The 13,320-nt window shown below is 63.7% G+C and carries 12 protein-coding genes and 1 pseudogene; 3 read left to right on the top strand and 10 right to left on the bottom strand.

What is annotated here, in order from left to right; translation table 11 throughout:
• Positions 1-155 (bottom strand): transposase (locus tag ACXJLH_RS02820; RefSeq protein ID WP_457442427.1); only part of this gene is annotated, 155 nt, incomplete at its 3' end.
• Here ACXJLH_RS02820 and ACXJLH_RS02815 point away from each other — a divergent pair.
• Positions 121-354: a helix-turn-helix transcriptional regulator gene (locus tag ACXJLH_RS02815; RefSeq protein WP_457442417.1), complete on the top strand. Its 234-nt coding sequence runs from the start codon at positions 121-123 to the stop codon at positions 352-354. The two genes, ACXJLH_RS02820 and ACXJLH_RS02815, sit on opposite strands and share 35 nt — an antisense overlap.
• Positions 257-3,415: a DUF927 domain-containing protein gene (locus tag ACXJLH_RS02810; RefSeq protein ID WP_457442416.1), complete on the top strand. Its 3,159-nt coding sequence runs from the start codon at positions 257-259 to the stop codon at positions 3,413-3,415. The genes ACXJLH_RS02815 and ACXJLH_RS02810 overlap by 98 nt, the downstream gene beginning before the upstream one ends.
• A gap of 322 nt (positions 3,416-3,737) precedes the next feature.
• Here ACXJLH_RS02810 and ACXJLH_RS02805 read toward each other — a convergent pair whose 3' ends face one another.
• Together ACXJLH_RS02805 and ACXJLH_RS02800 are read right to left on the bottom strand one after the other, a co-directional pair.
• Positions 3,738-4,355 (bottom strand): hypothetical protein, encoded by a 618-nt coding sequence (locus tag ACXJLH_RS02805; RefSeq protein ID WP_457442415.1) that lies wholly within the window; start codon positions 4,353-4,355, stop codon positions 3,738-3,740.
• Positions 4,356-4,484: 129 nt separating this feature from the next.
• Entirely contained in the window at positions 4,485-5,897 is a 1,413-nt protein-coding gene (locus ACXJLH_RS02800) for a hypothetical protein (protein ID WP_457442414.1), read from the bottom strand.
• Positions 5,898-6,027: 130 nt separating this feature from the next.
• On the opposite strand from ACXJLH_RS02800, the gene ACXJLH_RS02795 reads away from it, so the two are divergent.
• Complete coding sequence (locus ACXJLH_RS02795) at positions 6,028-6,654, top strand: hypothetical protein (protein ID WP_457442413.1); 627 nt, start codon at positions 6,028-6,030, stop codon at positions 6,652-6,654.
• A 622-nt stretch (positions 6,655-7,276) separates the two neighbouring features.
• Here ACXJLH_RS02795 and ACXJLH_RS02790 read toward each other — a convergent pair.
• From ACXJLH_RS02790 to ACXJLH_RS02760, 7 genes and pseudogenes are all read right to left on the bottom strand, one after another.
• Positions 7,277-7,432 (bottom strand): annotated as a pseudogene (locus ACXJLH_RS02790) (IS91 family transposase); the annotation flags it as partial.
• Between the two features lie 144 nt (positions 7,433-7,576).
• Positions 7,577-8,875, bottom strand: a complete 1,299-nt coding sequence (fahA, locus tag ACXJLH_RS02785) for a fumarylacetoacetase (protein ID WP_457442412.1) — start codon at positions 8,873-8,875, stop codon at positions 7,577-7,579.
• Between the two features lie 31 nt (positions 8,876-8,906).
• Positions 8,907-10,025 carry a porin gene (locus tag ACXJLH_RS02780; protein WP_457442411.1) on the bottom strand — a complete coding sequence of 373 codons (1,119 nt, stop codon included), beginning with the start codon at positions 10,023-10,025 and terminating at the stop codon, positions 8,907-8,909.
• Positions 10,026-10,134: 109 nt separating this feature from the next.
• Positions 10,135-10,944: a cyclase family protein gene (locus ACXJLH_RS02775; protein WP_457442410.1), complete on the bottom strand. Its 810-nt coding sequence runs from the start codon at positions 10,942-10,944 to the stop codon at positions 10,135-10,137.
• 31 nt (positions 10,945-10,975) lie between these two features.
• The gene (locus ACXJLH_RS02770; RefSeq protein ID WP_457442409.1) at positions 10,976-11,737 is read right to left on the bottom strand and encodes an ABC transporter permease; all 762 of its coding nucleotides are present in this window, start codon (positions 11,735-11,737) and stop codon (positions 10,976-10,978) included.
• The gene (locus ACXJLH_RS02765) at positions 11,734-12,501 is read right to left on the bottom strand and encodes an ABC transporter permease (protein WP_457442408.1); all 768 of its coding nucleotides are present in this window, start codon (positions 12,499-12,501) and stop codon (positions 11,734-11,736) included. The genes ACXJLH_RS02770 and ACXJLH_RS02765 overlap by 4 nt, the downstream gene beginning before the upstream one ends.
• Positions 12,494-13,318 carry an ABC transporter ATP-binding protein gene (locus tag ACXJLH_RS02760; RefSeq protein ID WP_457442407.1) on the bottom strand — a complete coding sequence of 275 codons (825 nt, stop codon included), beginning with the start codon at positions 13,316-13,318 and terminating at the stop codon, positions 12,494-12,496. Before ACXJLH_RS02760 ends, ACXJLH_RS02765 begins: the two co-directional genes overlap by 8 nt.
• Positions 13,319-13,320: the final 2 nt, after the last annotated feature.

The raw sequence follows: 13,320 nt of genomic DNA, 5'->3' as shown, positions 1-13,320 counted from the left end.
TCGCTCGCCTCCATGCCGCCGAACTTGGCCCGCCACTTGTAGAACGTCGCGTCTGAGAACCCGCCCTTGCGGCAGATCTCCGCCACGGCCAGCCCCGCCTCGGCCTGCTTCAGGAACCCAATGATCTGTTCCTCGGTGAACTTGCTCTTCCTCATGTCCGTCATTCTCCTGATGAGCGGACTCCTTGCTACTTCAGCTTGGTATGGCAGGAAGGGTGCAGGTCAGTTCCCGCGCTGCGTCCAGGTAACGCCCCGTTGTGTGGCATGGGCCGAGTCGGCCGTGCTGCAGTGGGTTCAGGACCGTATCGGCGCCGCCCTGGCACCAACGACGGCCGAGAAGGCGGGCGTGGAATGAGGGGAAGAACCAGCCCAGGATCGTTGCCGATTGCGATTTGTCTGAGGCGCGCATGACTCCGTACAGCCGCACGCCCCGTCAGGTTCGGCCGCGCGTCATCACGCCCGAGCTGATCCGTCAGGCGCTGGCCTGCATTTCGCCTGCGGTTGATCGCGAAACTTGGGTGCGCCTGGGCATGGCGGTCAAGGCGGAGATGGGCGCCGAGGGCTTCGAACTGTGGAACGACTGGAGCGCACAGGCGGATGGCTACCGCTTGGCCGACGCCCGCGACACCTGGCGCAGCATCAAGGCAGGCGGCCGGGTGACGGTGGGCACGCTCTTTCGCATCGCCAAGGAACACGGCTTCCGCTTCCCCGAAGACTCCAGCCCGCCCATGAGCCCTAAGGCGCTGGCCGAGCTGGAGCGAAAGCAGGCCCAGGAAGCGGCCCGCCGCAAAGCCGCCGAGGAGGCTGAGGCAGAGCAGTGCCGGCGCAAGGCGGAAAAGGCGGCGCGGGACGCGGCCGAGCTGTGGGCCGAGGGTGCGGACATGGGCGCCAGCCCCTACCTACAGCGCAAGTGCGTCCAGGCCCACGGGGTGCGCTTCCTGCGGGACGGCACGCTGCTGGTGCCGATGCGTGATGCGGCCGGCGAGCTGCGCAACCTGCAGCGCATCGCCCCGCACCCACCGACCGAGGAAGAGAAGGCCCGAGGCCTCACGGAAAAGCGCTTCCTGCCTGGTGGCCGAAAGCGGGGCATGTTCCATGTCATCGGCCATGCCGAGGGCGCTCCGGCTGACCTGGTGCTCATGGCCGAGGGCTACGCGACGGCGGCCACGCTGCATGAAGCCAGCAGCCTGCCCGCCGTGGTGGCCTTCGATGCGGGCAACCTGGCGGCGGTGGCCGAAGCCATGCCGGCGCGCTTCCCTGGCGCCCGCTTCCTGGTGTGCGCCGACCATGACGCCGACACCGAGGCCCGCAGCGGCAAGAACCCGGGCCGCGACGGCGCCGAGAAGGCGGCCCGCAAGCTGCGGACGCTGGGCTGTGCTGTGGCCGTGCTGCTGCCCGAGGGCCTGCCCAGCGGCGGAACCGACTTCAACGACCTGGCAGCGGCTGAAGGCCTGGAAGCCGTGGCCTGGCAGGTAGGCGCCGCAGCCGATGCGCCGACCCGGGATGCCCCTCGGAAGCCCCGGGCGCCCCGCCAGCCGCAGGAATCGGCCCCAGGTGCCGCGAACGAGGGTGCGGCAGGTCCGGGTTGCGCCGACGACGACGCGGGCGCCCCTGAGGTCCTGCACGCCGCCGGGCCAGGTGGCCGTGACCCCTTCACGTTCGATGAGCGGGGCGTGTGGTTCATCGCGCGCGACAACCAAGGCGAGGACCGCCCGCCGCAGTGGGTGTGCGCGCCTCTGCAGGTGACGGCCCGCACGCGGGACGATGCGGCCAACGGCTGGGGCTACCTGCTGGAGTTCAACGATCCGGACGGCAACCCGAAGCAATGGGCCATGCCGGTGGCGATGCTGAGCGGGGAGGGAGCCGAGTGGGCGGCCCGCCTTGCGGACATGGGCCTAGAGATCGCTCATGGGCCGCTCGCCCGCAACCGTGTGGGCCAGTACATCAAAACCCGGCACATTGCCGAACGCGTCACCTGCACTGACCGCGTGGGCTGGCATGGCGGGGCCTATGTGCTGCCCAGTCGCTGCATCGGCGAGGCCGAGGGCCGGCGCTATGTGTTCCAGTCCGAAGCGGGCATGGAAGACACATTCCGCCAGCGGGGCGACCTGGACACCTGGCGGGCCATGGTGGCGGCGCCCTGCGTGGGCAATAGCCGCTTCGTGTTCGCGGTGAGCTGCGCATTTGCTGGGGCGCTGCTGCTGCCGGCCGGCGTGGAAAGCGGGGGCTTTCACTTCCGCAGCGGGTCCAGCCAGGGCAAGACCTCGGCCCTGCGGATCGCGGCCAGCGTGTGGGGCCGCTCTGACTACGTGAAGCGCTGGCGCACGACCGACAACGCCCTGGAGGCGACGGCGGTCCAACACAGTGACGGCCTGCTGATCCTGGACGAGATTGCGCAGCTCGACGCGGCGAAGGCCGGGGAGTGCGCCTACATGCTGGCGAACGAGCAGGAGAAGGGACGCAACACCCGGGGCGGGCTAAACCGCAAGCAGCGCACCTGGCGCGTGTTGTTCCTGTCTTCGGGCGAAGTGAGCTTGTCTACGCACATGGCCGAAGCCGGCAAGCGGGTTATGTCTGGCCAGGAAGTGCGCATGGTCGATATCCCGCTGGACGCCGGCCAGGGCATGGGCGGGGTTGAGACTCTGCATGGCCACGGCACGCCCGGTGCCTTGGTGGAAGCCATGACAGGCGCGGCGGCGCGCTGCTATGGCGTGGCCGGTCGCGCTTGGCTGGAATGGGCCTGCAGCCATCAAGCCGACCTGTCCGAGCGCTTGGCGCCCATGGTGGACCATCTGCGCGCGGACATGCTGCCGAATGGTGGCGGCGAGCAGGTGCGTCGCGTGGCCCGACGCTTTGCCTTGGTGGCCGCCGCTGGCGAGCTGGCCAGCGAAGCAGGCATCACGGGTTGGCCGGCCGGAACCGCGTCGGCCGGCGTGTGCCGCTGCTTTGCTGATTGGCTTGCGGCCCGTGGACACCTCGACAACGGAGAAGACGCACAGGCGCTGTCGCAGGTGAAAGCCTGGATCGAGAAGAACGGCGACGCGCTCTTGACCCCAATGCATCGAGCGCACGACGACCACAGGCCAAATACAGCGCTGCGAGCGGGCTTCAAGCGGCGTGTGGACGAGCATGGAAAGCCGATCAAGTTTGACGGTGCTACTGAGTATGTGGAGAAGCGCAGCTCGCCCGATTCATCTGAGAAGTTCAGTTCGTTTACGGAATACCTGATCTTTCCCGAGGCCTGGAAGCGCGAGGTCTGCAAGGGTTTGGACGCCACGGCTGTGGCGATGCTGCTGCGCAAGCGGGGACATCTAGACCATGAGGCCAACAGCTTGCAACGCAGCCATCGAGTACCGGGCATGGGCAAGGTGAAGCTGTATCACCTCAAGGCATCAGTGCTTGCCGATGAGCTTTGAGCCTTGCTGGTGGCCGAACACGTGGAGATCTGCGCCGGATTCTGGCTGAGTTATTTACTCGGGCGCCTGGGGCGCTGACTTGGCGCGCCGCGGCCATGTTGTTGGTAGCGGAAGGGCACATGGCCAGCTTGGGGAAGTCAGAGATGAAGCTTATCTGCAGGACCATCGAGAACATGGCGCGAGCTGGGCAACTCGAGGTCTGCGGCCATTCTCGAGTCCAGGGCAGCCGGCGCCCATGTCCTTGTTTCGGTTGACCGTACATCAGGATGGAGTAACAGGCGCTGCCACTTGGATGGACATTGCCAATGCCATGCGCCCTGTGTCAGCGCAGGCTCTTGGCTCTGACCTCAAGGTCGTCGATCACGATTCCTAGGCCGATCGGATTTGCCGGGAACTCATACTCCATCTCTCTGCCGCGCCTGGTTCGAACTGGAAGCCTCGCATCCAGCTCGTCGCGAAATAGCATGGCGTCAGCTTTGAAGGTGCGGTCGTACTCTTCCAAGAGCAATCTCGCCAGCTGGCGGTCATCGTCCCTCTCCGTTCGCCTCAAGAGCGTCGCGGCTGCTTTGTCGCCGCGCCCTTCTGCTGCCTCGATTTCTGACGCTCGCGATGCACGACTGTTGGCCACGTCCTTCGCGTACTTGTGCGACAAGTCCCGCAGCCTTAGCGAGAACTGCAGGACTTTCGCCTGAAGGTCCGCGCTGGAGAGTGCTTCATATTTCCGCCCACTTGCGGGCATCAAGCTGAGCCGCTGCTTGTAGTCTTCCAGTCGTTCGTCCTTGGCGGCCAAACGCTCTTTCAGCACGTCCACGTGCCGATCATGCTGGATGCCGGCGGCGCCGTAACCAGCGATGAATGCAAATGCGGCCACACCTATAAAACTAATAGGGGCACTGGTGAGCGTCGCCCATTCCTTCTTCAAAAATTCGAGCCAATCCATCGCCATTCCCCCTACCGTGGATGTTATCGACCGACGAGCTGGGGGGGGCGGTGTGCCCCGCGAGTCGGTAGCGTCACGCCAGTGCAGACGTCTGTACTGGCTCGCGCATTCGCGCCGTTTCAGCAAGGTTCAGTCGAGGGCGCCCGTCGAGGAGAGGGTCGCAATGGCCTCATTCAGCAGGGCATCAGGATCTGAGAGGAACCTGGCTCGTAGCAAGAAGGAGCTGAGGTCCTCGGCTGCGAGCAGAAGCACATTGAACTCGCGCAGGCTCTTTGTTGATGCTGCAATTTCATCTCTGGGTAAGCGGCACGCGAGGACAGCGATAACCGTTGCAGGCAGATTGGCGGCCGCGAGTGCTTTTGATAGTGCCGTACGGCGTTCTACCAACTTGCCAACCTTATTGGCAAAGTCAGCAATCTTGAGCGTGCATTCGACGATCACCGATTGCCCAGCCGGAGTTGTTGCTACAAGATCAGGCGCGTCAGACTCAATCGGTGCTGCTGTAGAGAACCCAAGCATGTAAAGCAGTGCGCCAACTGCCTGCTCAAACTTTCTGGACTCCGATGCGTCGAGCAACGCTTCTTTCAGTTTTCGAAGATCTACATCAAACTGATTGATCGCCAGGAAGCGCGCGTTGCGAGCCTTTGGCGGATCAACAACCCAGTGTCTGCGAACGTCAAACGCGTTTAGTGAAAGCATCGCGAGCACGCTGTCAGAGTTCGGCAGCGAGATGCTCGCTTTGCCAGTCCGTAGGTAGCCTTCTGGCTCTCCCCAGACTATCGAGCTGGCGACTTGCTGGCGTGATGCCAGCCCTTGGCCAGGTACGGCGCGAACGGCGAGGTCCACACGACTTAGATCAAGATTTTGGTGTGCGCGGACAGTGGCGGTTAGGGTGTCCTTTGAAAGGCTGGTCGCGTCCACAATCAGATCGACGGGCGGAGAAACACTTAGCGAAATCGCAGGCGCCCGTGCGCCGAAAAACTGAGCGTCAAGGTTCAAAAATTTGGCCAGATCCTCCGTGCCATCAAACGGTGGCACAGCGCGACGTAGCGCTCCATCTACCGATGCGACGAGAGAAGCGGAAGGGGCGATGGCTCGCCGCGCAGAGACTCGAAGATGCAATGGGCTAAACCAGCGATCTCTGTGTGTCATCTCGGAATAGACGTCGAGGTCCTCTGTCCCTGAAAGCTCAAGGGACAGATTCCCAGCGTCAATCCGCCCACCTGTGGCCGCCGTGAGCATCGCCATTGCTTGGTCCTTTGACGCCTTGGCCACTTGAAACTGTCCGGCTACTAGGTCACCTGCGTCGATGGTGAAGCTGTTGTCGACGGTCAGCGGGGCAGGCCCGAGCGAGACCGCGGCCTCGATGATTTCCAGCTGATCGCCGCGCCGCAGCGCGATGTATCGAGCTACGAGAGAAAAGTCGTCGCAGACCCATGAGTCAGCTGCGTCCAAGAAGGCGTGAACCAGTTGTTGTCCGTGCATACAAGAAGGTGAAGGTAAACGCTCGGCTTTGGTGCCGCGATCGAGCCGGCGATCCAATTGTCAGGGGCGGTGAAGACGTCGGCGATCGCAGCCCGTCCTACGCCACATGGGGCATTGAGACCTTGACAGTCATAAAGGGTGATAAACCGCCGAGCCGTACGATGTCTGGCCCGCATGAGGAGATGCCATGCCAGTCGAAATGAACCTGAAGCTTCGGCAACTGCATGCCGCGCTTGATGAGGCCCACATCAAGGACCTGTCGGGCTTGAACTTCAAGCGGGGGGAGGCGCCGATACCGTACGCAGAGGGTGCTGAAGCCTTCTACCTCGACGTGAATCTGGGTGCCACCGATGCCCAACTGGCCAACGCAGTTGATTCGCTCCTGAACAACATCGCTCGTCTCAAGGACCACCTTAAATCGGTCTGCAACTCAACGGGTGCGCAGTTTGAGGGGGACAACCTGATCAACGGCAATCGAGACGTCGCGATCATTCATGACCTGTGGAACCTTGGTAAGCATGCCGAGCTGAATAGCTCGCGGTCGGGTCTCTTTCCCACGCTGCGGGGACTTCAACGGGTGATCAGCGCGATAAGCGGCATGGGCGGTGCCGGTATTGAATTTAGCTTTGGCCCAACTGACGTCGGGTCGATAGTCGTCCCGAACGGCGCAACCGCAGCTGTAGAAATCTTTGCTGAGGTGGTTGACCAAAACGGGCAGGTGATCGACTTGCTCATGCCGATCGCTTGGCGGGCCGTGGCCGCCTGGGAAGTCGAGTTGGCGAAAGCCGGCATTCCGCTGCCGGCCAGGACTTAGGGCAACCCTTTCGGCGCTTCGCCAGTGCTGCGCTCAATCGGCAGGCGGCCCGCGTCGACCGGCCAGAGGCTACCGCCGCAGGTCTTCGAATGTCCCCGCCGCTGGCATAGCCGGGGACAGCTATCAGGGACGCTTTGCTCGTTGCAAATCAGAGGGTTGCAAGCCCTGTCCCTGCGTCCCCGCTGTCCCCGCCGCATTGGCGGCTGACGGGTTGTCAGCACCTGATTTCGAGTCAGGCACATGCGATGCGGGCCGGACGTTCAGTGCCGAGTTACCCGGTTTCCAGCTCGTCGAGTTACCCGGTCAGCGCGAGTTACCCGGAAAGTTACCCGGGTTGGGCGGCGGCGATGGCTGCCGGCTGGAGTCCAGGAAACACAATCCTGGACCTCATGCAAGGTGCGCCGGATCGCGCATGCGGCGCGCTGACCGGGTAACTTTCCGGGTAACTGCCCAGGGTCATTTGACGAAAACCCAATATCCACGCGGGTTCTCGGGGCGAGTTCAAGTGACCCCGGCCCACCATCTAAGGTTCCGCAAGGGACCGCAAACGACTGAAGGCGCTAGGTGAATCAATCACTTAGCGCCTTTTTTCTTGCGCATAGGGCCAGCACTGCCCCATCTGCGCGTGTGCGTGCAGGTGGCGCCGCAGGTCCTGCGTCCAGGTGTGCAGCACCAGCGTGAAGGCCCCTGTGCCGCCTAGCCAGCGCGGGTTGGCGGCGAACTCGCTCAGCGTGGCGGCGGCCTCGTGCATCAACGTGTCGTAGACCCAGCGCGCATGCGTTCCGCAGCCCTCTCGAGCACCGCAGGAGCTTGGGGATCGCCGCATAACCAGTCCAAGTTTTTGGCCGCACCCCCACTTTTTTGGCCTGATGCCGACCGAAAACTGAGCGGCGGACCTGAATCAGCCTAGCCTTAGATCGATTCACTTCGCGGGCAGGACGGTTCCTTGGCACTCGCCGAAGCCGATACGGGCTGAACCGACGCGCTCGCACCACGCGCGCATGGAAACGGTGTCTCCGTCTTCCAGGTAGATGCGCTGTTCACCGTTCGAGAGCATGAGTGGCCTCTGACCGCCCTGGGTCAACTCGAGCAGGCAACCCAATTCGTCTTCGCCGGGGCCAGACTGCGTACCGGTTCCCAGGAGGTCGCCAGGTCGAAGCGCACAGCCGCCTTCAGCGTGATGGGTCACCATCTGAGCCAGTGACCAGTAGCTGTGCCGGTAGCTGCTTCGAGACAGTAGGAACTCCTCAGCGCCACCTTGCGAGGTCAACAGGGAAGCCTGAAGCTGGATGTCAAACCCGCCCAGCTCGGTAGGCTGGGAAGACCGGAGGTGCGGCAGCGACGGTGGGTCCTCCGGCGTGCGCGGCGGTGAGCAACGATAGGGTGCAAGTGCCTCAATCGTGACGATCCACGGCGAGAGGGACGTCAGGAAGTTCTTGGCCAGAAAGGGACCAAGCGGCATGGCTTCCCAGGCTTGAACGTCGCGGGCAGACCAGTCGTTCAAGATCGACAGCCCGAAAATGTGATCCTCGGCCTCGTCGATAGGGATCGACGATCCGCGAGCGTTGCCCGGGCCTATCCACGCCCCGAGCTCGAACTCGTAGTCCAAGCGTTGCGTCGGACCGAAGGAGGGCGTCGCATTGCCAGGAAGGCGGGTCTGTCCATGGGGACGGACGACGTCCGCACCGCTCACATCCAGCGTGGACGAACGACCGTGATAGCCAATGGGCAGCCACCGGAAGTTCGGCAGTGGCGGTGCGTCGGGTTGGAAGATCCGACCCGCGTTGACCATGTGATGCCAGGACGTGAAGAAGTCGGTGTAGTCACCAACCACCGCGGGGAGCGTGTATTCCACATCGGATTGCGCAACGAGGCAGAAAGCCAGGCGCCGCTCTTCGGCCGCGCCTGCTCGGAGCACGCGTGAGAGCTCGGAGCGAAGCAAACGCCAGGCCGTCGGCCCCATGGCCATGAGGCCATTCAACGACGAGGCCTGCGCGGCACGCAACACGGCGTCCAGGTCAGATCGGAAGATGCCGATCTCGCGCGCTGCCCCGATATCCAGAATCTGGTCACCGATGGCGACGCCGCCGCGGAAACTCTCGTTGGCGTCGCTGCGCCGGAAGACGCCGTGCGGCAGATTCTGGATCGGGAAGTCGCAGCCAGGTCTCTGGGCGGATTGAATCCAGCTTCGCAGTGCCGGATCGTGCGTGGAGTTCAACATGGCTGCTCCTCTGTACTTCTCCATGCCCGCGTCAGAAACGGTGGCGGATGCCGACGCCGTAGCTGGTGCCGTTGGCGCCGACGTTCGTGAACGGAAACGGCAATGTGAGCGTCTGCGTTTTGTCGTTCATGACGATGGCGTAGACGTCCGTGCGCTTGGAGAAGTTGTAGTCGTAGCCCACGGTGAGCACTTCGCGCTTGATGCTGCCGCCAGCAACGGTTGCGGGAGAAACGGCGGGTGTGCCGCCCGTCTTGCGCTGGGCATAGCCGGCCAGGAGGTTGCCCGACCCGATCGGCACCTGCGCGCTGACTTCGGCGATGCGATAGGAGACATCCAGAGGGGCGGCCTCGGTGCCGTCGTTTTGCAGGCGACCCACGTGTGCGTAAACCTTCGCCACCTGGAAGTCGTAGGAGCCACCGAGGATCCAGGTCTTGACGTTGTTCCTTGACGTGCCGTCGGCGAAGGTCGTCGGATCCTTCTTTACTGATTGCCAGGTCAGATTCGCAGCGAAGGGGCCTTGTGCGTAGGCCAGACGGACGCTCGAGTTCGCGCCACCTTGGTTTTCCGAAACCGAACGCTGCAGGCTCAGCACGACGCCAGAGATGTTCGGGCTGTCGTAAACGATGGAGTTGGTCCAGCCCGTGCCGCCGGCCTGGGGATTGCCGATGTGCGCGACGAGGTTCAAGGGGCCGAAGACCGTCGAGTCACCGAACGCGTTCGACATGATGGAGTTGAAGAAGAGCAGGTTGGTGATGTTGCCGAGTCGCACGCGGCCCAGATCCTTGCTGGCGAGGCCGACCCAGGCAGCACGAGACCAGAAGGTGTCGGCTGCGACGTTGACCGGAGCGGGAACTGCATCCCCACGACCGACCACCCCTGTGTCATTGCGCAGGAAGGTTGCCATGTCGAACTGCGCGCTCAGACCGCCGCCGAGATCCTCGACGCCGCGGAAGCCGAGATGGCTCGTCGACAGACCGCCTCCTTCCACCTTCCAGATGGGCTTGTCCAGCGAGTTGACGCCGGTGGCCGGGCCAGTCATGCGACCCGCGAAGGCGTCGATGGCGCCGTAGACGGTGACGCTCGATTGAGCAACGGCAAAGCCATATGCGGACATCAGCAATGCTGCAAGAAGGGTGCTCTTTTGGTTCATCGTTGTCTCCGATTTATAGAACTTAGGGGTGAGTCATGCCCTGCGTCCATGCGACGCATGGAAGCAAAACAGGGAACTTGGAGGGAGGTGGCGCTAGGGCGCTACGGCGCTAGGGCGAGGAGGCCATCAGCACCTCGTCGAAGATGGCGACCGCACGGGTCCACCCGGCGGAGGCGTTACGGATCTTGTGCGGGAAGCAGGAGATGTAGAAGCCGTCCGCAGGCAGTGCTTCGAGGTTGTGCAGCTTCTCAAGATGGCAGTAGCCGATGTCGCGACCTGCTTTGTGACCTTCCCAGATGAGGGAGGCGTCGTTCGTCTCACCGTACTTTTTTGCGGTGTGGACGAAGGGAGCGTCCCAGCTCCATGCGTCGGTCCCCGTCAGGCGGATGCCGCGGTCCAGCAGGTAGCGCGTCGCGTCGTAGCCCATGCCACAACCCGCGCTGACGAAGTCGCGCTCGCCGTAGCGCGAGCCCGCCCGCGTATTGACGACAACGATCTCCAGGGGCTTGAGCTCGTGACCGACGCGCTTGAGTTCTGCTTCGACGTCCTCGGCGGTGACCACGTACCCGTCAGCAAAGTGACGGAAGTCGAGCTTCACGCCTGGTTGGAAGCACCACTCCAAAGGCACATCGTGGATGGCGATGGCCGAGCGCTTCTCGCCGAGCGCGGCGTCCATCGTGCTGTGGAAGTGCCAAGGAGCGTCGAGGTGGGTGCCGTTGTGCGTGGACAGCTGGACCAGTTCGACCGCCCAGCCCTCGCCGTCGGGCAGGTCCTCTTTGCGTAAGCCCGGGAAGAACGGGGCGATCTGCTCGTAGGTGTGCTCGTGCGTGAAGTAGGTGATCTTCGGCTCGAGCCCGGGCGGGTCCGACGCGATGTCGTTCTCAAGGAAGATGGACAAATCAACGAAACGGCGTGACATGAGAGGCCTTTAGCGAAATGAGGCGGTGGCGTCAGGGGTGCTGCCAACGGAGGAGACGTCGCTCTGCGAATGCGAGCAAGACGTTGCTGGTGAAGCCGATGAAGCCCAGCAGGATGGCGCCGGCGAAGAGTTCGCCCGACTGGAAGGACCGAGCTGCCAGCAGGACGGCTTGGCCGAGGCCCGGCTGCGAGGCCACCATCTCACCGACCACCGACACGATCAGCGACACCGTCATCGCCAGGCGCATGCCGGCCAGGATGTCCGGCATGGCGTTCGGGAGGCCGATCTTGACCATGTAGTCGATGCGGCTGAGCTGCAGCGCTGCGGTCACTTCCTTCAGGCGCACGTGGACCGACGAAACACCGTGACTGGTGGCGAGCAGGACGGGCCACATTGCGCCGATCGCGACCACCACGAGCACCATGCTGGACGACAGACCGAAGACGGCGATGGCCAGCGGGATCAAGGCGGACGCCGGCAGGGGTCGAATGAATTCCAGCGTCGGCTCCACCCAGGCGCGAGCCGCTGGCGAGCTGCCGATCCAAGCGCCCAGTGCGATACCTAGCAGGGACGCCAGGAGCCAGCCGACCACCATGCGCCACATGGTGGCGAGCGTGAACGCGAGGAGCTGGCCGTTGCGAATGCCGTCGACCAAGCAGTCGAAAGCCCTCCCAGGAGACGGGAGGAAGACTCGGCTGACCCAGTTGAACTGGGAGGACATCCACCACAGCGCACCGACTGCGGCCAGCATCGCCAAGGAGTAGAGGGTGTCGCGGACGTTGTTGCGCGTCATTGCTGCACCTCGCCCATCTTGCGGGCCACCGAGCGCTGGGCGCGCTCGGCAACCGCGTTGATTGCGAAGCCCACGAGGCCGATCCAACCGAGCCAGGCCATCATCAGTGAGGGGGACAGGCTCTGTTGAGCCAGCATGAGGGCGTAGCCCATGCCGTGGGGATTGGCAGCGATCTCGACGGTGACGGCGACGACCAGCGCAATTGCTACACCGAGGCGGAAGGCGACGAACAAGCGCGGCACTACCGCCGGGAGCACGATCTTGGTTGCCCGCTGCAGGGTTGTCAGCTCAAGGGCAGCGCTGACTTCGATCAAGCGCGGCTCCAGCTGCCGAACGGCGTTCTGGGACAGGATGAGCATCGGCCAGAAGGTGGCGAATGCAATCACGCTCACCTCCATCGAAATCCCGAAGCCGAACATGAGCATGGCGATCGGGATGAGCGCGACCGAGGGCACCGGGCGCAGCATCTCGACCGTGAGGAAGCTGGTAGCAGCAGCGCGGCGCGAGAGTCCGGTGAGCATGCCGAAGACGATGCCCAGCACAAGCCCGATCAGCAGCCCAAGCGCGGCGCAACCCAGGGTGAAGCCTGTCGCTTGCATCAGCGACCCGTCTTTCAGCGCGGAAAGGAATGCAACGACCGCTGCGGTCGGGGCAGCAAGGCTGTCGCTGTCCTTGCCGATGGTCCGGGCAAAGATCTCCAAACCTGCCAGTGCAACCACGGGCAAGGCGAGGGGGCGGACGACCCGGAGGAGGCGTTCAGGCATGACCGTGCCCCAGGTAGCCGTAGAGCTCACGACGCAGGCGCAGGAACTCGGGATGCTCCTTCGTCGAAAGCTGGTCGCGCGGCTTCGGAATGTTCACGTCGATGACACGAGCCAGGCTCGGACGCCCCGGACCCGGGTTGGTGCGCAGCGCCACGACACGGTCGCCGAGGTAGATCGCCTCTTCCAGATCGTGGGTGACAAACAGGACGGTCAGACCGGTCTCGCGAACCAGTCGAGCCAATTCGTCCTGGAGGCTCTCGCGGGTCATCGCGTCCAGCGCACCAAAGGGCTCGTCCATCATGAGGAGGTCAGGACCTTGGGCAAGACAGCGAGCGATCTGGACTCGCTGCTGCATGCCGCCCGACAGCTGCGCGGGGAATTTCTCCGCGTGGCCGAGCAGACCCACGGTGTTCAGGATTTCCCGGGCTTGCTTGCCGCGCTGAGCGCGCGGAATCTTCGCTGCCTCAAAGGCGAGCTCAACGTTGCCCTGGACGGTTCGCCAGGGGAGCAGCGCGCGTCCGTAGTCCTGGAAAACGAAGGCCACCTCACGCGAAGGCCGGTCGACAACCTGGCCCTGGCGCTGTACGGCGCCGCCGCTCGGTTTGACGAAACCTGCGGCCGCCCTCAGCAGCGTCGTCTTGCCGCAACCGGACGGGCCGATGATGCTGACGAACTCACCGCGCGCGACCTTGAAGTTGGTGGGAGAGAGGATTTCGCGACCGCCGAGGTTGATGGCGACGTTGACAAACTCAAGGATGTCTTCGCGCGGCGCAACGGCGCCTCCGGTTCGAATATCAAGAGCTGGCTGAGCACCCATGA

The sequence above is a fragment of the Roseateles sp. P5_E4 genome (assembly GCF_054049255.1).
The sequence above is the reverse complement of the archived record's forward strand: the minus strand, read 5'-3'. Positions and strand labels throughout refer to the sequence as shown.

Coding starts and splice junctions, on each gene's coding strand:
- ACXJLH_RS02815 (WP_457442417.1), top strand. CDS start 121: ATGATCTGTTCCTCGGTGAACTTGCTCTTCCTCATGTCCGTCATTCTC.
- ACXJLH_RS02805 (WP_457442415.1), bottom strand. CDS start 4,355: ATGGATTGGCTCGAATTTTTGAAGAAGGAATGGGCGACGCTCACCAGT.
- ACXJLH_RS02795 (WP_457442413.1), top strand. CDS start 6,028: ATGCCAGTCGAAATGAACCTGAAGCTTCGGCAACTGCATGCCGCGCTT.
- fahA (WP_457442412.1), bottom strand. CDS start 8,875: ATGTTGAACTCCACGCACGATCCGGCACTGCGAAGCTGGATTCAATCC.
- ACXJLH_RS02780 (WP_457442411.1), bottom strand. CDS start 10,025: ATGAACCAAAAGAGCACCCTTCTTGCAGCATTGCTGATGTCCGCATAT.
- ACXJLH_RS02775 (WP_457442410.1), bottom strand. CDS start 10,944: ATGTCACGCCGTTTCGTTGATTTGTCCATCTTCCTTGAGAACGACATC.
- ACXJLH_RS02770 (WP_457442409.1), bottom strand. CDS start 11,737: ATGACGCGCAACAACGTCCGCGACACCCTCTACTCCTTGGCGATGCTG.
- ACXJLH_RS02765 (WP_457442408.1), bottom strand. CDS start 12,501: ATGCCTGAACGCCTCCTCCGGGTCGTCCGCCCCCTCGCCTTGCCCGTG.
- ACXJLH_RS02760 (WP_457442407.1), bottom strand. CDS start 13,318: ATGGGTGCTCAGCCAGCTCTTGATATTCGAACCGGAGGCGCCGTTGCG.